Source organism: Mesorhizobium sp. WSM4845 (genome assembly GCF_055811455.1).
Genome location: NZ_JBVVQA010000023.1, coordinates 39,658 through 60,644, shown reverse-complemented (window position 1 = coordinate 60,644; position 20,987 = coordinate 39,658). Strand labels below are relative to the sequence as shown.

Below are 20,987 nucleotides of genomic sequence, written 5' to 3'. Positions count from 1 at the left end.
CCCTTGTTGAAAACGGCGCCGGCCTCAGTTCTCCGGCCCGAGCATGGCTTCCTGGATGATGGCTTGCGACGCGACCGCGTCCTGGCGGTCGATGGCGGTGGACAGGCGATTGTCCTTCTCCAGACGGTCGACGACGCGCAGCATGCGCTTGACGGTGGCGATGTTGACTTCGCATTCGTGGACCGGATCGAGGCCGGTCATGTCGGGGAAGGTGTCGAAGTAGATGGCGCCGGCGTAGCCGTCGCGGCGGATCTGGCGGAGCAGCTCGATCGTCTGCAGCGTGTGCACTGCGCCGACCATCAGGCCGTCGTCGCGCTTGGCATAGCCGTCGTTGAGATGCACGCCCAGGAGCTTGCTGTGGCGCGCCACCAGTGCTGCGGCAAAGGCCGGCTGCTCGTCGGCATAGAGCACATGGGCGAAATCGAGCGTCACGCCGAGATTGGGCAGGCCGATCTCGCGGATCGCCAGCAATGTCGTCGCCGCGTCGGGCATCAGGCTGTAGGAACGCGGCTCGTTGGGCTTGTATTCCAGGCTGATCTCGCAGTCGGGATCATGCGCCGCCACTTCACGAATACCATCTATTTCGTGTTGCCACAGCGTCGCGTAATCGGCCTGGAAGGCATAGTCGAAGCCATCCTGGCCGAGCCACAGCGTCATCAGATTGGCGCCCGCCTCACGCACGGCGTCGATGCCGGCCTTGGTCAGGTCGATGGCTTCGCGGCGAACTGCCGGATCCGGATTGGTGAAGGCGCCGAGCTTGAAGGCGGGATTGGAGTAGTAGCGCATGGCAAAACCATTGATGGAAAGCCCAAGATCGCCGAGGTTTTGTGCCATTTCCGCAGGTTTTTCATCGACATGATCGGGAAAGTTGAGGTCGAGGTCGGTCAGCCCCGCAACCTTCGCCGCACGCGCCGCCATCTGCAGCATGGACGGCTTGCCGACAAGATCCGGCCATTCGGCCTGCGGCCGCGAGGCAAAGGAATTGAGGCGTGTGGCGAAACGATTGGCTGTCATGGATGACCCTTTGGTGAACATAACTTCACATGTATACGAGAATTTGTAAAGTCCTCATTTGAGAGCTCTAGGGAATTCGACCTTGAAGATGTGGCGGCGCCGCCAAACCGTAGGGCCTGCGCATGGTAAGGTTCCGGGCGGGCGCTGCTGATCGCAACCCTGTACAACCGCTGGCCGCCCTTGCGTCTTGCGCGCCAATTGATCATTCTCGCCGCAGTTGCACCGCGGCCGGGGGGTTCGCACATGCCGACGCTTTATGCGCTGAAACCGGCCTTCCAGGCCAGGCTGCGGCCGCTCGCCGACCGGCTGGCCGCGGCCGGCGTCACCGCCAACCAGATCACGCTGCTGGCTGCCGCCCTGTCGGTTGCCACCGGCGTTGTGGTCGCAGCCCTTGCCGGCCATCGCGCGGTCTTGCTGCTTATGCCGGTGGTGCTGTTTGCGCGCATGGCGCTCAACGCCATCGACGGCATGCTTGCGCGCGAACATGGCCAGGCCTCAACACTCGGCATGTATCTCAACGAACTCTGCGACGCCGTCTCCGACCTGGCGCTGATCCTGGCCTTTGCCGCTCTCTTCCCTGCCTGGGGGGTCGTCGCCTTTGCCGTCACAGCAATGCTTGTGGAGTTCGCCGGCGTGCTCGGCATCGCGGCAGGCACCGGGCGCAATTATGCCGGGCCGTTCGGCAAGAGCGATCGGGCGCTGGCGCTCGGCATCGTCGCCTTTCTCATCGCCTGCGGCCTGTGGGTGGAAGCCATCATGCCGTTTGTGTTTCCGGCGATGGCTACACTCTCGCTGGTGACCGCCATCAACCGGATACGCAGCGGCCTTAACGGGAGCGGCGACTGAAATTCCGGTCGCATCCGCCTGGGGAAAAAAATGCTTCACGAACCGACGATTGCTGCTTCCGCAATTGAGCAGCGGGTGGCGCAGGAGCGCAGCTTCCGCAGCCATGACGGCACCGAGATCTTCTACCGCTACTGGCCGGCGGTCGGGCAACCCGCCAGGGGCGCGGTTGTGCTGTTCCACCGCGGCCACGAGCATGGCGGCCGCATGGCGCATCTGGTCGACGAACTCGATATGCCCGGCCATGCCTTCTACGCCTGGGACGCGCGCGGCAATGGCCGCTCGGCCGGCGAGCGCGGCTATGCGCCGTCTTTTGCCGCACTTGTGCGCGACATCGATTGTTTGGTGCGCGAGATCGGCAGAGACGGTTTTTCCCAGCGCGACATCGCGCTGATCGCGCAATCTTTCGGCGCGGTGCTCGCGGCCGCCTGGGTGCATGATTATGCACCGCAGATTCGCGCCTTGGTACTGGCCTCGCCGGCCTTCTCGGTCAAGCTCTACGTGCCTTTCGCCAGGCAAGGCATTGCGCTGTGGCAGAAGATCAAGGGCCGCTTCTTCGTCAATTCCTACGTCAAGGCCAAGTTCCTGACGCAGGATCCCGAGCGCATCGCCTCCTTCGAGGCCGACCCGCTGATCACGCGGCCGATCGCTTCCAACATCCTGGTCGAGCTCTACGACCACGCCGCCCGCATCGTCTCGGATGCCCGCGCCATCACCGTGCCGACGCAATTGCTGATCTCCGGCAGCGACTGGGTTGTGCGGCATGGACCGCAGCACGAATTCTTCGTCAATCTCGCCAGCCCGGCCAAGCAGCGGCATGTGCTGCCGGGCTTCTTCCACGACACGCTGGGCGAACGCGACCGCCGCAAGGCACTCGACCTGATCAAGCCGTTCCTCGAAAGACAGTTCTCGACGCCACAGAAGCCGGTCGACCTGACCGCGGCCGACCGCGCCGGCTACACACGCGACGAGGCCGACCGGCTGGCCTCGCCGCTCGCTTTGCTGTCACCGAAAGGCCTCTATTGGGCAATGAGCCGCGCCTCGATCCGCGCGGGCGCCTGGCTGTCGTCAGGCATGAAGACCGGGATCGCCACCGGCTTCGATTCCGGCTCGACCCTCGACTACGTCTATGAGAACCAGGCGCGGGGCGCCGGTCCGCTCGGCCGCATGATCGACCGCACCTTTCTCGACGCCATCGGCTGGCGCGGCATCCGCCAGCGCAAGCTGCATCTCGAAGAGCTGATCGGCAGCGCCACTCGCACGCTGAAGGCCGCCGGCCGCACGGTCCATATCGTCGATATCGCTGCCGGCCACGGCCGCTACGTGCTCGACGCCGTCGCCAAATGCACCGAGCCGCCGGCCAGCGTTCGGTTGCAGGATTTTTCCGAGCTCAACGTTTCGCTCGGCTGCAAGCTGATCGCCGAGCGGCCCCTGCCGACCGATGTCTCGTTCCACCAGGCCGACGCCTTCGACGCCGAGATGCTTGCCGGGCTCGATCCGGCGCCGGACCTGGCCATCGTCTCCGGGCTTTACGAATTGTTTGCCGACAACGCCATGATCATCCGCTCGCTCGGCGGGCTGGCCAGGGCGATGCAGCCCGGCAGCCTGCTTGTCTACACCAACCAGCCCTGGCATCCGCAGCTCGAAATGATCGCCCGCAGCCTGACCTCGCATCGCGGCGGCCAGGCCTGGGTGATGCGCCGGCGCACGCAAGGCGAGATGGACCAGCTGGTGGCGGCGGCCGGCTTCGAGAAGCTCGACCAGCGCATCGACCAGTGGGGGATCTTCACCGTATCGGTCGCGCGGCGCGTCTGAGCATGGTCTTGCCTGTCCTTGGCCCTGCCGCCCCTTATGCCCCTGCGCGCGAGCCGTACGCTGGAATCGCGCTGCGGGCGGCGCTGTGGCTGGTCTTTCTGGCGCCGTTCTTCTACGCGAGCTACGGCTTCGCCAACTGGCTGGCGTCGCAGCGCGACGATGTCGGCAGCATCGTCTTCGCCTGGGAGCACAACATCCCGTTCATCGCCTGGACGATCGTGCCCTACTGGTCGATCAATCTGTTCTACGGCCTGTCGCTGCTGCTCAACGATACCAAGCGCGGCGTCGATCGGCTTGCCGGCCGCTATCTGACGGCGCAGATCGTCGCCGTCGCCTGTTTCATCCTGTTCCCGCTGACGGCGACCTTCGTGCGGCCGCAGACATCGGGCCTGCCAGGCTTCATGTTCGCGGTCCTCGGCGGCTTCGACAAGCCGTTCAACCAGGCGCCGTCGCTGCACATCGCGCTGCTGGTCATCATCTGGGATCATTGGCGCTATCGGCTGAAAGGCATGGCCGGCGTCGTCTGGCATGCCTGGTGTTTGCTGATCGGCGCCTCGGTGCTGACGACGTGGCAGCACCATGTCATCGATATCCCGACCGGCGCTTTGCTCGGCTTCTTCGCCCTGTGGCTGTTTCCGCGCCACGGCGAATTGCCGTTCGCCGGCTTCCGACTGACCGCTGATGCCGGCGCGCGGCGGCTGGCGCTGTTCTACGCGCTGGTTGCAGCGCTGGCGCTTGCCGGCGCCGCTGCCGGCGCCTTCGTTTTGGCGCTGTGGCTCATCCTGTTGTGGCCGGCGCTGGCGCTGGCCATCGTTGCCTTCGCCTATGCCGGAGCCGGCGCCAAAGTGTTCCAGAAAACGGCCGACGGCAGCGTCTCGCTGGCCAGCCGTGTCTTGCTGCTGCCCCACCGGCTTGGCGCCACGATCAATGCATGGATATGGACGCGCAAGCTGCCGCCGCATGTCGCCATTGCCGACGGTGTCTTCCTCGGCCGCTTTCCCACCGTCGCCGAGGCTGGCGCATTCGGCACGGTGATCGACCTTGCCGGCGAGTTGGAGCGGCCGCGCGGCGTCGCCTGCCGCTGGACGGCTGTCGCCATGGTCGATCTTTTGCCGCCCTCGCCCGAGGCGCAGGCGCAAGCGGTGGCGGCGATCGAGGACGCGCGCAGCTACGGCACGGTGCTTGTCTGCTGCGCGCTCGGCTTCCAGCGCAGCGCCGGCGCCGTCGCCGCCTGGCTGGTTGCCACCGGCCGCGCCGACACGCTGGCGCAAGCGCGAACCAAGCTCGCAGCATCGGGCCGGCCGGTGCATCTTCGGATCGCGATGGACGAGCCGGCATGAACAGTTCGAGCAATAGACGAAGCCACTTGCCAAAGTCGGCGCTGCCCCTCACCTGCCTGCCGGCATCCTCTCCCCGTATAGTGACGGGGAGAGGGGCGCCGTCATCAGCGGTTTCGCCAATCACCAGCGTTTTAGAAATGGCGCCGACACCGCGGCCAGCCTCTTCTCCCCGTCACTATACGGGGAGAAGTGCCCGGCAGGGCGATGAGGGGCGGCGCAGGCGCTTGGAAAAGGGCGGCACCAAACCTGAAGCGATTATTCCGGCATGAGTGCCCATCGAGACCAAGCCGAAGCGTTCGCCGCCGGGCTGATGACGCAGGCGGTGTGGCCGCTGTTTTTTGTGCTGGCCGCGTTGGCGGCCGCGCCGGTCATTGCCGTGGCAGCGCAGCCGCAGGCGACCACGCTGGCGGCAGCGGCGTGGCTGGTCGCGGCAGCGAGCGGCGTGGTCACTCTCGCCGTCTCGGCCCTGCTTGCCTTCGACGCGTTGCTGTTCCGGCTGATGGCCAGCCACATCAGCGAGGCCGCCGGTGGTGCCTCGGTCGACGACGTGCTGGCGCGCATGCGCGTCAAACCGGCCGCTGCCGGCATCCGCTCGCTCGACCGGCGCATCGCGGGCACGCAACGCCTGCTGATGAAGCAGCGCATCGCACTCGGCCTGTTCGTGGCGGCGTCCCTCGTCGCCTTGTCGTTCTGAGCCCGACGATGAGCAAGCTCGGCACAAGGACCTTCACCCTGCTGCAGACCGTGACCTCGGTCGGCCTGTCGGCGCTGGCCTGGGCGGTGACCGGCGTCCGGCCGATCTGGAACGGCAGCCAGCCGTCGGACCGGCAGCGCATCTACTTCGCCAATCATGCCAGCCACGGCGATTTCATCCTGCTGTCGGCCTGCCTCAGCGAGAAGCAGCGCGCCCGCACCCATGCGGTCGCTGCCGCCGACTATTGGGGAAAATCGCGGCTGCGCCGGTTCATCGCGCAGGACATGCTGTCCTCCGTGCTGATCCACCGGCAGTGGACCGATGAGGCGCAGAACCCGATCTCGGTCATGCTGTCGGTGCTCGATGAGGGCCATTCGCTGATCATCTTCCCCGAGGGCACGCGCAACATGACCGACCAGCCGCTGCTGCCGTTCCGCTCCGGCCTTTACAATCTGTCGATGGCGCGGCCCGACGTCGAACTCATCCCGTGCTGGATCGAGAACATGTCGCGGGTGCTGCCCAAGGGCCAGTTCGTGCCGGTGCCGCTGCTCTGCCGGGTGGTCTTCGGCGCGCCGATCGCCATTGCGCCCGGCGAGGAACGCCGCGCCTTTCTCGACCGCGCCCGCCAAACGCTGCTGGCGCTGAACCCCCGCCCGCCAACGCATGATGCGGAAAAGTGGAATCCGGTTTTCCGGAAAACATCATGCGGCCAAAACAGCGTGGAGCCCAAAGAGCGTAGAGCCGAAAGAGCTAGAGATCGTGCCGGATCCGATATCCGGCACGATCCTCACAGCCACGATGCTCCAAGAGACGACTAGCACAACATGCCAATGCACGAGACCCTTATCATAGTTGTCGGCCTCACTGCGGTGCTGACCACGGCAAGCCTGGTCGCCGGCATCCTGTCGTGGCGCGCGCCGAAGCCGCTGTCGTCGACGCTGGTCAATCTCAACCAGCGCATCAACGCCTGGTGGGTGATGGTGGTGGCGATCACCGTCGCCTTCTTCTTCGGCCGCGCCGGCATGACCATCCTGTTCGCGCTGATCTCGTTTGCCGCCTTGCGCGAATTCGTGACGCTGACGCACAGCCGCCGCAGCGACCATTGGGTGCTGCTCGGCATGTTCGGCCTCATCATCCCGTTCCAGTACTGGCTGGTGTGGACCGCCTGGTACGGCCTCTTCACCATCTTCATCCCGGTCTACTGCTTCCTGCTGATGCCGGCGATCACCGCGCTGCACGGCGACACCGAGCGCTTTCTCGAGCGCGTCTCGGCGCAGCAATGGGCGGTCATGATCTCGGTCTACTGCGTCAGCCACGTGCCGGCGCTGCTGACGCTCGACGTGCCCGGCTTCGACGGCCGCAACTTGTTGCTGGTCGCTTTCCTGATCATCACCGTGCAAGGCAGCGACGTGCTGCAATACATCTTTGGCAAGCTGTTCGGCAGGCACCTGATGTCGCCCAAGGTTTCGCCGTCGAAGACCTGGGAAGGGCTGGTCGGCGGGCTGGCGACGTCGAGCCTGCTTGGCGCGCTGCTGTCGTTCCTGACGCCGTTTTCGCCGCTGCAGGCGGCGGGTGTCGCCTTCATCGCCTGCCTGATGGGCTTCCTCGGCGGGCTGGTCGCCTCCGCCATCAAGCGCGACCAGGGGGTGAAGGACTGGGGCCATCTGATCGAGGGCCATGGCGGCATGATGGACCGCGCCGACAGCCTGGTCTTCGCCGCCCCGGTTTTCTTTCACACGGTGCGCTATTTCTGGACGTGAGGGCGAGCTACGACCTCAGAGGCTGTTTCGAAAGTCGCTCCGGCGAGTCATATGGTGGTGGTTTCGAGAACCGGAGCGCAGCGGACATTTGGGTCCGTGAGCACCGGAAGCACAGAAAACGCCATCAGATGGCCGCCGGAGTAGAGTTTCCAAACAGTCTCTTACTTTGCAGCCGCAAGCGGCGCCTTCCTGGCCGGGCGCGGCCGGCGGCGCATGCGGCGCTTGGCAGCGACCTTCAGCGCAACCGGCGGATCGCTCGACAATGCGCCCAGAACGGCTTCGACCATGCCAAACGCCACAAAATCGGCGTTGATGTCATTGGTCCATTCGACTTCTGTCTTTTTGTCGTCGCCGTCCTTCGACCAGAACACGATCCCTACCCGCAGCGCCGACCTGGCACGTTTCAGCCGACGAACAAGAAAACGGGCGTGCTTGACCGAGTCGCGGTTCAGGAATCCGACCACAACGGTGTCGACAGCGTCGAGCTCGAGCCGGCGAATGCCAGTCGGATCCATATCGGCAAAGCTCGCCTTCGAGACCGTCGCCCCCTGGACTTCGAGCACCTGCGCCAGCATGGCGGCGGCGGCATCGTCGAGTTCGCCGCGGCCGCCGGCACACAGCACCGACATGTCAGTGCCATCCGGCAGCTCAGTGTCGTCCTCGCCCTCCGCTTGAGCCTGCTTGTCCCTGTCCCTGTCCCTGTCCCTGTCCCTATCCCTATCCCTGTCCCTGTCCCTGTCCTTGTCCCTGTCCTTGTCCTTGTCCTTGTCCGCCGGCGCAGGTTCGGCTGTGGCCGGATCATCGTCCTCCTCCGCTTCCTCCCGTGCGCTGTCGTCGAGGTTCGCCACCAGCATCTGGGCGCTGGCCGCCACCCGCCGTCTTTGCTCATCGCCCATGACGCCGCGCACCCGATCCTGCTCGCCGAGCAGCAGTGCGGCAATGGCGACCTTGTCATAGAATTCGAACAGATATTTTTCCTCCAGCATCTCCTCGGCGTGATCCGTGGCTTCCTCTGGATCGCCGGCCAGCAGCCGTTGGTAGAGCCGGGCGTGGGGTTCGAGCACCGGTTCGTTGCCGAACAGGACGTCGAGGAATTCGAATTGCGGCACGTGCCTGCCGAGCACGACGAGGCAGACCGTGAGCGGCGTCGACAGGACCAGGCCCAGCGGGCCCCAGAGCCAGGTCCAGAAGATCGCCGCAACGATGATGGCCAATGGCGAAAGCCCCGTTCGTGAACCGTAGAGCCACGGTTCGACGACATTGCCGGTGATCATTTCCATGACCACGAACAGACCGGCGGTCCACAGCACGAGCGACCAGCCAGGCGCCACGGCAAGCGCCAGGAACAGCGGCAGCAGCGCACCAATGATCGGGCCGATATAGGGAACAAAGCGCAGCGCCAGCGCCAGCAAGCCCCACAGCAGCGCATTGGGTATCCCCAGAATCCAAAGCCCTGCTGTAACCGGTATGGCATAGACGATATTCACGACCAACTGCATGAGAAGATACCGGCCGACCCGCTTGCCGGCATCCTGGAGCGCCTCGGTAGTTCGATGAAGATCACCATAGCCGACGAGGCGTATGAAACGGTCGCGCAGGTCCTCGCGCTCGAGCAGCATGAATATGACGACGACGACGATCAGGCCTGCCGACGCCAGCGGGCTGATCAGCGGGCCGATCAGGTTCTGCAGAACCTGCAGCGGCCTTTCGCGTGCGATGATCTCGACAGGCACCGGATCGCGCCGTGGCTGATCCGCAGCGGGCGGTGAGGTTTCCTGCCTGTCGAGTTCCTGGCCAACGCGTTCGATCGCCTCGCTCAGCCTGGCGATGACGCCGCCGCCGACGCCGGTCTCCTTCAGGGATCGGACTTTGGTCAGGATATTTGACTGGTAAAGCGGGATGTTCTGCGCCAGTTCGCTGACCTGCGTGGCGACAATGAAGGAGAACAGCGCAAGGACGGTGAATGCGCCCAGCACACTGGCGATGACCGCAGGAAGACGGGGAATGCCGACCCGTTTGAGTGCCGACACCAAGGGTGCAAGCGCAAAGGTCAGCAGCAGCGCGATTGCGATCGGCAGGAAAACCTCGCGCCCGAAATACAGGGCCGCAACCGCCGCCACGACGGTCGCGACGGTGGGCAGCGACATGCGCGGCAGGGCCATGGCAGCCGAAACAACGCCCACCAGCCCGGGCTCCGACGGATGCATGCCGTTTCGCCGATTGGCCGCCACTTGATGCCTCCACCCTGCCATGACCATGATCGGGCATATTGAGCCGGCATGCAACGTCCCCACCTTCGTGCCAGCGAGACCCGCGCGAGCGACAAGCGGTCTTCGTCTCTCGCTCAGCCCGGGGTCAGACGGCCCGGTGTCAGGCGGAATGGCTCAGCCAATGACGGTCGAACACGTCGACGATGGCGCGGAATTCGGCCGGCGGGATCTGGCTGGCGCCGCCGTCGCTGTCTCCGACGAGGAATTGCGCCAGCTGCCGGTCAACCGCTTCCGTCTGCTCGACGGACAGGCCAAGCGATGCCAGATCGGCGGCGATCGATCCGTCGGGCGGCAGATATCCGCCCCATGCCTGGGGCGCCGGATTGCGCAAGCGGACCATCAGGATTCGGGTCAGCGACGGCTGCGGCTCCGGGCCGATGATGGTGGTGCCGCACAAATAGCCGCCAAGCACGCTTCCCGGCCGCGAGTGCGGAAACAGGCACAAGAAGAATTGCGCTTCGCCGCTGGCTTCCTTCAGATGCGCATAAAGCCCGCGTTTTGCCGACGTCATCTGCCCACCGAGCAGCAGCTGCCCGGTCGGCAAGGCCTCGCGATAGGCGGCGGTCAGGCCGTTCGCCCCCGGCCCGACCTCAATCGACAAGCTGCCCCTGATCAGCTGGCCGCGATAGTAGGGCGACAAGGCGCTCGAATAACAGGCGTAGGTTCCGGCAAGGGCCAATCCAGGGCTCCGCTCCTCATGCCCGGCAGCGGTTTCGAAATGCGCATTGGCGCGGCGCTCCAGTTCGGCCCTGTCGATGCCGTGGCGGGCACAGATCGCCGCGGTAAAACCTGGCAGGTCGCTCTCGGCGATCCAGGCGCCGGGCTGCTCCAGCTTGAGCAGCTTCGTCCAGTCGTCGTAGACGCTGAGCTCGCGTGGCTGGGAGCGCCCCTGCAGCCATTTATCGGCGCGGCCGAGGTCGAACGCCGTCTTCGGGTTGACGCCCCGGAACGCCGCCGCAAGGTCCTTGCGGGTGACGGTCCCCAGCACGGCCGCGGTCAGCCGCAATTTCTGCGCGATATGCTGTGCCATCCTACCCGCCCCTTTATGCCGCCGCGAGGATAGCACGCGCCGGCTATACTTTTCCACAAGCTAATATTCCAGAAATTCCGGAGAATTCCACGCCCCTCCACGCGCCTGCGCTTTTCGCCCCGCCGGGCGGCGCTAAGGTCGCGCAGGGCAGGGGCAAGTTATGAAACTCACGCTATTTAGGCCTGAATACCAAGACCCTTCCTCAGTCATTTGAACGACGGCGAAGCCGAGCTCTCGGCACCGGCACAAACCAGCGTAGATGCCGCCTCAACAAGGAAGGAATAATTCGATGTCCTGGATTGCCTCCCCCAAAATCCCTTTCACCGCGGTTGCGGCTGGATCCGCTGCACTGCTGCTGCTGACCTTCGGGCCGGATGGACCGTCGCGTGCCGCTGCCGGCTCGCGCGCGGCAGCGACATATGGCAAGGCGGCTCCTGCGGCGCCGGTCATCGATCCGACGCGCATCGAAGTCGACGGCGGCGCGCACGTGATTCGCTTTTTCATCGACGGCAAGCAGGTCGCCCTGCTCGACTCGAACGGCTTCAGGGATTGATCTTAACACCAGCGTTGGCCGCGACATTGAGCGGCCAAGCGCAACTGGATGTCTGGGTTCTGTCGCGGCCGCTCCAAGCTTCGGCCTGATGCGGCTGCAAGCCTACACGTGCCGGCAACTGCTCACATTGTACTTTTCCACAAGCTAATATTCCAGAAATTCCGGAGAATTCCACGTCCTTCCACACAGCGGCCGTGTTCGGGCCGGCGGCCGCGGTTAACCTTACGTTAACCATGGAGGGACCTCGTCATGAAACTTGCCCTGTCTGCACTTCTCACCGTGCTCGCACTTTCGCAAGCCGTGGAGGCCAAGACGAAAGCCGTTGCCACCGATGCCAAAGCGTCCTCAGCCGAGAAAAACCGGCCGCCGCTCGACAACAAGTCCACCAGCGGGATCACGTCGTCTGATGCGACGGCGGCGCCAGCCGACAACAATGGATCCAGTCTGTATCCGCCGGCGATCTATTTCAATTTCTAGAGTCCCTCCATCCGTTGTGGGGCTCAATCTTTAACCGGCCGTACGCCGCTTGCGGTGTCCGCGATCGACGGGTCCGCATTTCGACAGGTCACCTGTTCGACAGGTCACCTGTTCGACAAGTCACTTGTTCGACAGGCCACTTGATCGACAGGCTTAGCCGGCGGCTCCCCAGGCTGTGATCCTCCACCTTCCGGTGAAATCGGCTTCAACCACGAGGCATCGCCGACTTCGACGGGCGATACGGCCTCCTGACATGAGCAACAAGGGTGCCCTGCCCGCTTCACGCGCCAGCGATGGCAAAGTTGCCACCACGCTTGACCTTGCCCCCATCCGCCGGATAGTGCGCTATCCCCTTCGATGAAAGACCCTGATATGACAGACGCGATCGCAAGAGACAGCAACGGCGCCCAGTTGAACGAGGGCGATTCCGTCACCCTGATCAAGGATTTGAAGGTCAAGGGCACGTCGGAGACGATCAAGCGCGGCACGCTGGTGAAGAACATCCGCCTCACCGCCAATCCCGGCGAGATCGAGTGCAGCACCAAGCAGGTCAAGGGCCTGGTGCTGAAGACCGAGTTCCTGAAAAAGGCGTGATCGCGCCCGGCACTCAGGTGCGTAACCGGCCGCCCCCGGCGCCACTCCTTGAAAGCGCGCGAAACTGCGATATATCAATGACTAAGCGTGCGTTGCACGCGACGTAGTGCTTTGGTCAAGCTTCATCTGTGGAGGTTGTCATGGCAAACGATCTGATGGAAGGAAAGAAGGCCCAGGATTGGATCAACCTGATCCTTGCGGCATGCCTGTTCATCTCACCCTGGGTTATCGGCTTCGCTGCTGAAACCGCTGCTGCCTGGAACGCCTGGATTGCCGCGGTCGTGCTCGGCGCCTTGGCGCTCGCGGCGCTTTCAGTATTCGCCGAATGGGAAGAGTGGGTGAACCTTGTCGTCGGGCTCTGGCTGATCGCGTCGCCCTGGCTGCTCGGCTTCGTGGCAAACGCCAACGCAATGGCGACCCACGTTGTCCTCGGCGTGCTGGTGGTTGCGGCATCGGCCTGGGCAGTCTGGGACTCCCGTCATCATCCGCCAGCGCATGCGTGATCGGTGACGACTGATGCTTGTCGCCCAAAAGCATGCCCTCGGGCCTGACCCGAGGGTGCGCAGCGGTTTTGGGGGTAACGACAGGCACAGAAACAAAGACTTAAAGCGCGTCGATTTCCTTTCGAACGCGAGGCGCTTTAAGGGAGGAGCGCGGCGCGCGAGCGGCGGGCTCCTTCTAAAGCCTGAGATCGGGCCCGCTAGAGTGTTTTTGCAGCCAGGAGGAATCTGGCGTTGCAGAAATGCGGCTAAAACGAACAGATAGAGCGGACGCCAGTCAAATTCGCACGCCTCCCGCCCGCCGTATCCCGGCCAAATTGTCTTTTTGTGCTCCAAAATCCCGCCGCCCAAAGTCCGCCGCCGCGGATGCGGATGGCAGCGCTGGCGCGGCGTTCGCTGAGGACGCACCGACGAGCATGCCGCACTGCACCCGGCAAACTTCCACTTATGTTGCACTGCGTTAGATTTGTTGCATTGCAATATCAATGCATTGCGTCGAGTCTTCGCACGGGTGGCTTTTCAACGATTTCGCGAGGTTTTGCCGTGTCAGCATCGTTTCGGCCTGATATCGAAGGGCTGCGTGCGTTGGCGGTGTCCGGCGTCGTCGCGTTCCATTTTGGTCTGTCGGACCTGCCTGGCGGCTTCACCGGCGTCGACATCTTCTTCGTCATCTCCGGCTACCTGATCACCGGCCAGCTGCTGCGGGAAATCGCCGAGGACGGCAGGCTGGACCTGTGGCGGTTCTATGCAAGGCGCGCCCGGCGCCTGCTGCCGGCCTCGCTGTTCGTCATCTTCGCCACGCTGGTCGCCGGCTACTTCATCCTATCGCCGGACGAACAGTCGCTCTATTCGAAAGGCGCCATGTTCGCCTCGGCCTATGCGATTAATTTCTGGCTGATACGCTGGTCGTTCGACTATTTCGCCCCCGATGCGGCGAACAACCCCTTCATCCACTTCTGGTCGCTCTCGGTCGAGGAGCAGTTCTATTTCGTATGGCCGGGGCTGCTTCTGCTGGCGGCATGGCTGCGCCCGGGCAAGCGCACGGCGATCCTGGTGATCGGCCTCACCGGCGCGGTGTCGTTCGCCGTCTGCGCCTGGCTCACCACCGTGGCGCAGCCCTGGGCCTTCTATTTCTCGCCGCTCAGGGCCTGGGAATTCGCCGCCGGCGGCCTGGCGACGATGGCACCGGTAAAATTCTGGCGAGAGCGCCCACAACTGGGCGCAGCACTGGCATGGCTTGGCCTGGCGCTGATCGCCGGTGCCTATCTGACCTTCAGCGAGCAGGACACCCCCTTCCCCGGCTTTGCGGCGGTGGTGCCGGTGGCCGGCACCGTGCTCCTGCTGCTCAGCGGCTCCGGCAATGTCCAAAGAGGGCCGAGCGCCATGCTGGCGCTGCCGCCCCTGCAATGGGTGGGGAAACTTTCCTACTCACTTTACCTCTGGCACTGGCCGGTCATCGTCTATGCGACGATGATGGTGCCCGACCTGGCCTGGCCGGGGCGGCTTGCCTGCGCCGCATTGACGCTGGCGCTGTCGCTCTTCACCTATAATTTCATCGAAAACCCGATCCGTCGCAATGGCTGGCTGATGGCGAACGCGGCGCGCGCGCTAGTCCCCGCCGCAATGCTGACCGGCGCCGGCGTCGTGGCGACTTACGCCAATGCGCGCCTTGCCGTGGACGGCCTCGACCCCTCGCAACGCATCGTTGCCGAAACCGCCGCGCAGCCCTCTACCGCGCGCGCCAAGGTAGGCTGCGTTGTCGACTACGAGACAGTGACGCCGAGGGCCTGCGAGTTCGGCGCCAAGAATGCCGAGCGCTCGATGGCGCTGTTCGGCGATTCGCATGCCGATCACTGGTCGACGCCGCTGATCGAGGCGGCGAAGAAGAACGACTACAAGGTCGTCACCTGGCTCAAAGCCGCCTGCCGGGCATCGCGGCTGACGGTCTGGAGCTCGAAGCTGAAGCGTGACTACACCGAGTGCGATCAATGGCGCGAGCAATCGATCAAGGAGATCATCGCCCTGCGCCCGAGCTTGGTGGTGATCTCGGAAATCTCGCTGACCAGTTCGCGCAAACTGTCGCCCGACGCCCGGCAATCCGAAAGCCTCGATCAGGACTGGCAGGGCGGCCTGCGCGCAACGCTGGAGGCGTTCAGCCAGGCCGGGCTGAAAGTCGCCTTCATCCGCGATGTGCCGTTCAACACCCTGTTTGTCGACACCTGCGTGGCCCGCGCGCTGTGGCGTGGACAGACGCCATCGGTATGTGACGCGCCGCGAACCGACGCCGCCAACGACGCCATGGCCGCGGTGGAGCGTGACATCGTGCGCGCCGTCCCCAATGCGACCTACATCGACATGACCGACCGGTTCTGCGACGCCAAGACCTGCCATGTCTTCATCGATGGCAAGCTGGCCTATCGCGACCGCCACCACATGGCGACGCCCTTTGCGCAAACACTGGAGCCGACGGTCGAGCGCGCGCTGTTCTCGACCGGGGCGGCCGGGAAGTAAGGCGCGCAAGACGCGCCTTTCACCAGCGTCTCGGTGCCCCCAGTCTCAGTGCAAGCCAAACTCGCGCAGCAGTTCTTCGCGGTAGCGCACGAACCGGCTCTCGCTGCGATCGCGGGGGCGCGGCAGTTCAACCTCGACCAGGCGTGCTGTGCCGCCCTTCTCCCTGGGCAGGATCAGCACCCTGTCGGCAAGATAGATCGCTTCTTCCAGATCATGGGTGACCATGACCATGGTGACGTTCTCCTCGCTCCAGATGCGTGCCAGTTCCTCCTGCATGCCGATCTTGGTCATGGCGTCGAGCGCGCCTAGCGGCTCGTCGAGCAGCAGGATTTCAGGTTGCACGGTCAAGGCCCGGGCAATGCCGACGCGCTGTGCCATGCCGCCCGAAAGCTGCCTGGGATAGGCATCGCTGAATTCGGCCAGGCCGACGAGCGCGGTATAGAAGCGGGCCTTGTCCTCGGCCTCCGCCTTGGGCACGCCCCGCACTTCGAGGCCAAAGGCGACGTTGCCGAGCACCGTCAGCCAGGGCAGCAGGCGCGGTTCCTGGAAGATGACCGCGCGCTCGGCGCCGACGCCATGGACCGGCCTGCCGTCGATCGCGACACCGCCGCTGTCGGCGGCCTCAAGACCGGCAAGGATGCGCAGCAGCGTGGTCTTGCCCGATCCGCTGACGCCGACGATGACGAGACATTCGCCGGAGCGGATGTCGAGGTTGAGCGCCCTCAGCACGGCAAGCAGGCGCCCGCCGAGGGTGAAGGATTTGGAGAGGTCGCGTATCGTGACCTCGCCGCCGCTTGTGCTGGCCATGGCCGTCTCCCGATCAATTGGTTTTCGTTTCGCCGCGCCCGTAAAGAATATCCGCGGCTTTCAGCCTGCCCTTGGGCAGCCGGCCGTCGCGCTCGAGCACGCCGATCCAGAAGTCTATGTCGCGGTCGTCGGCCTTCGCCCCTTCGCGCAGCCCGAAGCCGGTCCAGTAGCGCGCCAGCTCGCCATTTTCGCCGCGTTTATCGAGGATCTCCGCAAGCACCTTGCGCGCCTCGTTCGGGTTCTGGCGCGACCAGTCGGCGGCGCGGGCCGACTGTTCGACGAAATTGCGGGCGCCATCCGGATGCGCCGCGATGAAGTCGCGCCGCAGGACAATGAAGCCGCCGGCCAGTTCGCCCAGCACGTCGGTGTCGTTGAACACGCCGCGCACACCGCCCTTGTCGACCAGCGCGCCGGCAAACGTCGCCTGCCAGTAGCCCAGTGCCGCGATATCGACCTGGCGTGACCGCAAGGTCTGTTCAAGCTGCGGCCCGGGCACGACGACGAGGTTGGCGGCATCAGGCGGCAGGCCGACGCCGTGCAGCGCCTCGCGGACGGTATAGTCGAGATGGGCGCCGAGCGTGTTGACCGCAATGGTGTTGCCGGCGATGTCGGCAATCGATTTGATCGGGCTGTCTTCCAGCACGTAGAAGATGCTGCGCACTTGGCCGTTGATGCCGTTGCTTGGATAGGCAGCGACGAAGTCGTTGCCGCCGGAGATCGAATTGATCACCGCAGCGGTTGCGGCCGAGCCGAGATCGACGCTGCCGGAGGCGAGCGCGAACAGCGATTCCGGGCCGCCGCTGGAGTACCCGACATTCTCAAGCTTGACGCCGACGTCCTTGAAATAGCCGAGCGCGTCCGCCAGCTCATGCGGCGAGATGCTGCCACGGCTGGCGAGGTAGCGCAACGTGACCGGCGCGGCTTGCGCAACGGCAAAGCGAGGCAGGCCGGAGGCGATGATGCCGGCGGCAAAGGGAGCGCCTGCAAGCAGGGAACGGCGAGTGATTGGCATGGTTCGGACTTTCGTGTTGGAGGATCGGGCCTGTTGGAGAGGATGGTTGAAAGCTGGTCAGTCGATGGGATTGCTCCAGCGGCAGAGCCGCCGCTGCAGGCCGACCAGCGCCTGGTTGGCGATCAGGCCGAGGCCGGCAAGGATGACGATCGCTGCAAACATCAGCGGGATCTGGAAGTTGTACTGCGCGTTCATCACCTGGAAGCCAATGCCCTTGTTGGCGCCGATCATTTCGGATGCGATCAGCAACAAGAGCGCCGTGGTCGCACTCAGCCTCAAGCCGACGAAGATCGAAGGGACGGCCCCCGGAAGCACGACCCGGCGAAACGCGGTGACCCGCGTGGCGCCGTAGACCCGGGCCATCTCGAGCAGTTTCGGATCGACTTGCTTGACGCCGCTGATGGTGTTGAGCAGCAGCGGAAACAGCGTCGCCCAGAAGATGACGAAGACCTTTGATGCCTCCCCCAACCCGAGCAGCAGGATGAACACCGGATAGAGCGCAAGCGCCGAGGTCTGCCGGAAAACCTGCAGGATCGGGTCAAGCGCGGTTTCGACGGCGCGCACCTGGCCCATGAACAGACCAAGCGGGATGGCAACCGCCCCCGCCGCCGCGAAGGCGAGGCCGGCGCGCTGCAGGCTGATGGCGATATCGCCAAGCAAGGTGCCGCCGGCCAGACCATTCCACAGTGCGGAGACGATCGTGTCGACCGGCGGCAGCACCGCGGCGTTGACCCATCCCGCGCTGCTCGACACCTGCCAGATCGCGAGGAAGCCGATCAGGATGCCGTAGCGGGACAGGAAGCGGATGACAGTGCGGTTGGCCAGGCGCGGGAAATCGGCGCCAAGGCCGGTTCTGCCGTCATGTGCATCGATCGTCACCCGCTGCTCGATGTGTTGCAAACTCATCGTCTTGCCCTTTGCTTCAAGAGAATCTATTCGGCGGCCAGCACCTTGGAGCGGGCGGCGGTCCAGGGGTTTTCCGGCCGCCTGAGGCCGAGATTCTCGCGCAGCGTCCTGCCCTCGTAGGCGGTGCGGAACAGGCCGCGACGCTGCAGCTCGGGGATCACCAGGTCGACGAAATCGTCGAGCCCGCCGGGCAGCCACGGCGGCAGGATGTTGAAGCCGTCGGCGGCGTCATTGCCGAACCATTCCTCCAGCTGATCGGCAACCTGCGCCGCGCTGCCGATCACGGTGTAGTGGCCGCGGGCCGTCGCCACCCACTGGTAGAGCTGGCGGATGGTGAAGTTGTGCTCGTCGGCAATCTGGCGGATCAGCGCCTGGCGGCTCTTCATGCCTTCGGTTTCCCGGCTCGGCGGCAGCGGTCCGTCGAGCGGGTAACCCCTGATGTCGAGCGTCTGGCCGGCCAGCCCATTGAGCAGGGCCACGCCATCCTCGGGCAGGATCAGCTCGTTCAGCTGCTGGTACTTGGCGCGGGCTTCCTCTTCGGTGCGGCCGACGAAGGGGGCTACGCCCGGCATGATCAGCACCTGCCCGGGATCGCGGCGGACTGCCGCCACGCGCGCCTTGATATCGCGGTAGAATTCTTGCGCCGAGGCCAGGTTCTGATGGGCGGTGAAGATGACCTCAGCCGACTGGGCGGCGAGCTTGCGTCCGTCCTCCGACTGCCCGGCCTGCACCACCACCGGGTGGCCCTGAACCGGGCGCGGCACATTGAGCGGACCTTTGATGCTGAAATGCTGGCCCTTGTGGTCGATGTCGTGAAGCTTGTCCTTGTCGTAGAAGCGCCCCGACTTCTTGTCGCGGATGAAGGCATCGTCTTCCCAGCTGTCCCATAGCGCCTTGACCGTCTCGACATGTTCATGCGCGCGGGCATAACGCTCGGCGTGGGCAGGCTGCGTCTCGCGATTGAAATTGCGCGCGGTCTCGTCACCCGCCGAGGTCACCACATTCCAGCCGGCCCGGCCGTTCGACAGCAGGTCGAGCGAGGCGAACTTGCGGGCGAGCGTATAGGGCTCCTCATAGGTGGTGGAGGCGGTGGCGATGAAGCCCAGATGCGTGGTGAGCGGCGCCAATGCGGCAAACAGCGTCACCGGCTCGAACCCGGCGATCTTGGCATTGCCGCCTTCGCGGGCGCCGAGGCCGACGGTCAGATTGTCGGCCAGGAAATAGGCGTCGAACAGGCCGCGCTCGGCGGTCAGCGCGAGCTGCCTGTGGAACTCGAAATTCGTCGCGCCGTCGGCCGGCGCGTCAGGATGGCGCCAGGCTGCGATATGCTGTCCGCCACCGGGCAGGAAAGCACCAAGCTTGATCTGCCTCGACTTGCTGGGTCTGGTCATTGCGGGCTCCTTCTGAGCTGTGCGGGAAGCGAATTGAGGACACGGGGCCGGTATTCAGGCGGCAAGACCGACGCTGCGTGGCACCGCACGGCATGCTTCGGCGACCGCTTGGCTGGCGCGAGCATGGATGGCTTCGGACACCAGCACGCCGTTGGCGAAGTCCTTGTCGGAGGCGTAGATCGCGGTCGGCAGGGTCAAAGCCTCGAAGAAGCCGAACAGCGGCCGCAGCTGATGTTCGACCACCAGCGAATGACGATCGCCGCCGCCGGTTGCAGCAAGGATCACCGGCTTTCCCCGCAGGGATGACGGGTCGAGCAGGTCGAAGAAATGCTTGAAAAGCCCGGTGTAGCTGCCTTTGAAAGTCGGCGAGCCAACCACCAGAACGTCGGCGCCCAGCAATCGCTCGACGATGTTCCTGGCCGATGGATCCAGATCGCCAATGCGCCTTGCCAGCGGAAACGACCGACCGAGATCCTCGATGTCGAAAACGGTCGAGGCTGCACCGGTGCTGCTCGCCACCTCCGCAACGATGTGGCTGATGAACGCCTTGGTCTTCGACGGACGGGTCAGGTTGCCCGACAGCCCCACCACCAGATTTTTCGACATTTGGGCTCCTCGCAAAACGCTTGTGTGCATTAACTCTACTAAGTTTATAGAGTTTAATGAGAAAGAAGATTTCAAAACGAGCCCGCCAAGCGGATTGAGTTTGCGGCACATCGCCGTTGATTGGTTCTTTCGACGCGAAATGCGAACGGCGAGTTCGGCAACGGCGCCTTGACCGCATTCCGGCCATGCGTTGATGATCTCACACCAAAGGCATCGCCCCGGAGGATTCGCATGAAAACAGCCGTTCTGACCTACCTGCTCCTGGCCATTTTGCTGGCGTCGCCGGCGCAGGCGGGCTGGAAGCCGGTCGAGAAGGTCGAGACCTACGCCGTTTCAGGGCAGACCGGTCCCCAGCTCCATGCCTCGATGGGCGAGCGCGGTCCGACGATCGGCAAAAGCAGGGTCCGCGCCATGGCCTATACCAATTTCAAGCTGACCTGGGTCAGGGACTATCAGCGGCAAGGCAATGCCTGTGTGCTGGTGTCGGCGCGCCCAAAACTCATCATAACCTATACCTTGCCCAAAGCGTCCGGGCCGGTGCCGGCCGCCGTGCAGAAGAGCTGGGACGTTTTCGCCGCTGGCCTCGCCGCCCACGAAAAGGTGCATGGCGACATCATCGTCGACATGGTCCGCAAGATCGAGACGGCGACCATCGGCCTGTCCGTCGCCGACGATCCCGGCTGCAAAAAGATCAGGACCGAAATGACCACGCGGCTTGCCGAACTCTCCCAGGCGCAGCGGCAGGCAAGCCGCGATTTCGACCGGGTAGAATTCGCCCCGCGCGGCAATCTGCAGCGGCTGATCGTCGCTTTGCTGATGGGGCGGTAGTATTGTGACGCCTGAGCGAGGCACCCCCCTCTGCCC

19 protein-coding genes and 1 pseudogene are annotated in these 20,987 nt (G+C 64.5%); 12 read left to right on the top strand and 8 right to left on the bottom strand.

Annotated elements, in window-relative coordinates:
* Positions 1–24: 24 nt before the first annotated feature.
* Positions 25–1,014 carry a TIM barrel protein gene (locus AC0L2C_RS23685; protein WP_128247003.1) on the bottom strand — a complete coding sequence of 330 codons (990 nt, stop codon included), beginning with the start codon at positions 1,012–1,014 and terminating at the stop codon, positions 25–27.
* A gap of 243 nt (positions 1,015–1,257) precedes the next feature.
* Here AC0L2C_RS23685 and AC0L2C_RS23680 point away from each other — a divergent pair, with 243 nt between their 5' ends.
* The 6 genes and pseudogenes from AC0L2C_RS23680 (at position 1,258) to AC0L2C_RS23655 (ending at position 7,466) form a co-directional block, all read left to right on the top strand.
* The gene (locus AC0L2C_RS23680) at positions 1,258–1,860 is read left to right on the top strand and encodes a CDP-alcohol phosphatidyltransferase family protein (RefSeq protein ID WP_473524590.1); all 603 of its coding nucleotides are present in this window, start codon (positions 1,258–1,260) and stop codon (positions 1,858–1,860) included.
* A 30-nt stretch (positions 1,861–1,890) separates the two neighbouring features.
* Positions 1,891–3,672, top strand: a complete 1,782-nt coding sequence (locus tag AC0L2C_RS23675) for a bifunctional alpha/beta hydrolase/class I SAM-dependent methyltransferase (protein ID WP_287240722.1) — start codon at positions 1,891–1,893, stop codon at positions 3,670–3,672.
* A gap of 2 nt (positions 3,673–3,674) precedes the next feature.
* Complete coding sequence (locus AC0L2C_RS23670) at positions 3,675–5,012, top strand: phosphatase PAP2/dual specificity phosphatase family protein (protein ID WP_473524589.1); 1,338 nt, start codon at positions 3,675–3,677, stop codon at positions 5,010–5,012.
* Positions 5,013–5,277: 265 nt separating this feature from the next.
* Positions 5,278–5,706 carry a hypothetical protein gene (locus AC0L2C_RS23665; protein ID WP_287230031.1) on the top strand — a complete coding sequence of 143 codons (429 nt, stop codon included), beginning with the start codon at positions 5,278–5,280 and terminating at the stop codon, positions 5,704–5,706.
* Between the two features lie 8 nt (positions 5,707–5,714).
* Positions 5,715–6,374 (top strand): annotated as a pseudogene (locus AC0L2C_RS23660) (lysophospholipid acyltransferase family protein); the annotation flags it as partial.
* Between the two features lie 162 nt (positions 6,375–6,536).
* Positions 6,537–7,466, top strand: a complete 930-nt coding sequence (locus tag AC0L2C_RS23655) for a phosphatidate cytidylyltransferase (protein ID WP_128170716.1) — start codon at positions 6,537–6,539, stop codon at positions 7,464–7,466.
* A gap of 161 nt (positions 7,467–7,627) precedes the next feature.
* On the opposite strand, the gene AC0L2C_RS23650 is transcribed toward AC0L2C_RS23655, so the two are convergent.
* Positions 7,628–9,697, bottom strand: coding sequence for an AI-2E family transporter (locus AC0L2C_RS23650; protein WP_473524588.1), 2,070 nt, complete (start codon positions 9,695–9,697; stop codon positions 7,628–7,630).
* A 139-nt stretch (positions 9,698–9,836) separates the two neighbouring features.
* Complete coding sequence (locus AC0L2C_RS23645) at positions 9,837–10,766, bottom strand: hypothetical protein (RefSeq protein ID WP_023799058.1); 930 nt, start codon at positions 10,764–10,766, stop codon at positions 9,837–9,839.
* A gap of 289 nt (positions 10,767–11,055) precedes the next feature.
* Between AC0L2C_RS23645 and AC0L2C_RS23640 the strand changes: the two genes are divergently transcribed.
* From AC0L2C_RS23640 to AC0L2C_RS23620, 5 genes are all read left to right on the top strand, one after another.
* Complete coding sequence (locus AC0L2C_RS23640; protein ID WP_023799059.1) at positions 11,056–11,319, top strand: hypothetical protein; 264 nt, start codon at positions 11,056–11,058, stop codon at positions 11,317–11,319.
* A gap of 249 nt (positions 11,320–11,568) precedes the next feature.
* A complete protein-coding gene (locus tag AC0L2C_RS23635; RefSeq protein ID WP_027154287.1) occupies positions 11,569–11,796 on the top strand; it encodes a hypothetical protein in 228 nt (75 codons plus the stop codon).
* Positions 11,797–12,168: 372 nt separating this feature from the next.
* Positions 12,169–12,390: an alkylphosphonate utilization protein gene (locus AC0L2C_RS23630; protein ID WP_023799061.1), complete on the top strand. Its 222-nt coding sequence runs from the start codon at positions 12,169–12,171 to the stop codon at positions 12,388–12,390.
* Between the two features lie 140 nt (positions 12,391–12,530).
* Positions 12,531–12,893 (top strand): SPW repeat protein, encoded by a 363-nt coding sequence (locus AC0L2C_RS23625; protein WP_023799062.1) that lies wholly within the window; start codon positions 12,531–12,533, stop codon positions 12,891–12,893.
* A gap of 540 nt (positions 12,894–13,433) precedes the next feature.
* Positions 13,434–15,401 carry an acyltransferase family protein gene (locus AC0L2C_RS23620; protein ID WP_473524587.1) on the top strand — a complete coding sequence of 656 codons (1,968 nt, stop codon included), beginning with the start codon at positions 13,434–13,436 and terminating at the stop codon, positions 15,399–15,401.
* A 45-nt stretch (positions 15,402–15,446) separates the two neighbouring features.
* On the opposite strand, the gene AC0L2C_RS23615 is transcribed toward AC0L2C_RS23620, so the two are convergent.
* From AC0L2C_RS23615 to msuE, 5 genes are read right to left on the bottom strand one after another with little or no spacing between them, the layout of a single operon-like run.
* The gene (locus AC0L2C_RS23615) at positions 15,447–16,208 is read right to left on the bottom strand and encodes an ABC transporter ATP-binding protein (RefSeq protein WP_128246996.1); all 762 of its coding nucleotides are present in this window, start codon (positions 16,206–16,208) and stop codon (positions 15,447–15,449) included.
* Between the two features lie 13 nt (positions 16,209–16,221).
* Complete coding sequence (locus tag AC0L2C_RS23610) at positions 16,222–17,220, bottom strand: ABC transporter substrate-binding protein (RefSeq protein WP_128246995.1); 999 nt, start codon at positions 17,218–17,220, stop codon at positions 16,222–16,224.
* 57 nt (positions 17,221–17,277) lie between these two features.
* Positions 17,278–18,126: an ABC transporter permease gene (locus AC0L2C_RS23605; protein WP_128246994.1), complete on the bottom strand. Its 849-nt coding sequence runs from the start codon at positions 18,124–18,126 to the stop codon at positions 17,278–17,280.
* Between the two features lie 26 nt (positions 18,127–18,152).
* Entirely contained in the window at positions 18,153–19,517 is a 1,365-nt protein-coding gene (locus AC0L2C_RS23600; protein ID WP_128246993.1) for an LLM class flavin-dependent oxidoreductase, read from the bottom strand.
* 54 nt (positions 19,518–19,571) lie between these two features.
* Positions 19,572–20,123, bottom strand: a complete 552-nt coding sequence (msuE, locus tag AC0L2C_RS23595; RefSeq protein WP_128246992.1) for an FMN reductase — start codon at positions 20,121–20,123, stop codon at positions 19,572–19,574.
* A gap of 231 nt (positions 20,124–20,354) precedes the next feature.
* Here msuE and AC0L2C_RS23590 point away from each other — a divergent pair, with 231 nt between their 5' ends.
* Positions 20,355–20,951 (top strand): DUF922 domain-containing Zn-dependent protease, encoded by a 597-nt coding sequence (locus tag AC0L2C_RS23590; protein WP_023799064.1) that lies wholly within the window; start codon positions 20,355–20,357, stop codon positions 20,949–20,951.
* Positions 20,952–20,987 lie beyond the last annotated feature (36 nt).

What these genes read in the sequence shown, in the direction of transcription:
- AC0L2C_RS23685 (WP_128247003.1), bottom strand. Translation starts at nt 1,014, where the DNA reads ATGACAGCCAATCGTTTCGCCACACGCCTCAATTCCTTTGCCTCGCGG.
- AC0L2C_RS23680 (WP_473524590.1), top strand. Translation starts at nt 1,258, where the DNA reads ATGCCGACGCTTTATGCGCTGAAACCGGCCTTCCAGGCCAGGCTGCGG.
- AC0L2C_RS23675 (WP_287240722.1), top strand. Translation starts at nt 1,891, where the DNA reads ATGCTTCACGAACCGACGATTGCTGCTTCCGCAATTGAGCAGCGGGTG.
- AC0L2C_RS23670 (WP_473524589.1), top strand. Translation starts at nt 3,675, where the DNA reads ATGGTCTTGCCTGTCCTTGGCCCTGCCGCCCCTTATGCCCCTGCGCGC.
- AC0L2C_RS23665 (WP_287230031.1), top strand. Translation starts at nt 5,278, where the DNA reads ATGAGTGCCCATCGAGACCAAGCCGAAGCGTTCGCCGCCGGGCTGATG.
- AC0L2C_RS23655 (WP_128170716.1), top strand. Translation starts at nt 6,537, where the DNA reads ATGCACGAGACCCTTATCATAGTTGTCGGCCTCACTGCGGTGCTGACC.
- AC0L2C_RS23645 (WP_023799058.1), bottom strand. Translation starts at nt 10,766, where the DNA reads ATGGCACAGCATATCGCGCAGAAATTGCGGCTGACCGCGGCCGTGCTG.
- AC0L2C_RS23640 (WP_023799059.1), top strand. Translation starts at nt 11,056, where the DNA reads ATGTCCTGGATTGCCTCCCCCAAAATCCCTTTCACCGCGGTTGCGGCT.
- AC0L2C_RS23635 (WP_027154287.1), top strand. Translation starts at nt 11,569, where the DNA reads ATGAAACTTGCCCTGTCTGCACTTCTCACCGTGCTCGCACTTTCGCAA.
- AC0L2C_RS23630 (WP_023799061.1), top strand. Translation starts at nt 12,169, where the DNA reads ATGACAGACGCGATCGCAAGAGACAGCAACGGCGCCCAGTTGAACGAG.
- AC0L2C_RS23625 (WP_023799062.1), top strand. Translation starts at nt 12,531, where the DNA reads ATGGCAAACGATCTGATGGAAGGAAAGAAGGCCCAGGATTGGATCAAC.
- AC0L2C_RS23615 (WP_128246996.1), bottom strand. Translation starts at nt 16,208, where the DNA reads ATGGCCAGCACAAGCGGCGGCGAGGTCACGATACGCGACCTCTCCAAA.
- AC0L2C_RS23610 (WP_128246995.1), bottom strand. Translation starts at nt 17,220, where the DNA reads ATGCCAATCACTCGCCGTTCCCTGCTTGCAGGCGCTCCCTTTGCCGCC.
- AC0L2C_RS23605 (WP_128246994.1), bottom strand. Translation starts at nt 18,126, where the DNA reads ATGAGTTTGCAACACATCGAGCAGCGGGTGACGATCGATGCACATGAC.
- AC0L2C_RS23600 (WP_128246993.1), bottom strand. Translation starts at nt 19,517, where the DNA reads ATGACCAGACCCAGCAAGTCGAGGCAGATCAAGCTTGGTGCTTTCCTG.
- msuE (WP_128246992.1), bottom strand. Translation starts at nt 20,123, where the DNA reads ATGTCGAAAAATCTGGTGGTGGGGCTGTCGGGCAACCTGACCCGTCCG.
- AC0L2C_RS23590 (WP_023799064.1), top strand. Translation starts at nt 20,355, where the DNA reads ATGAAAACAGCCGTTCTGACCTACCTGCTCCTGGCCATTTTGCTGGCG.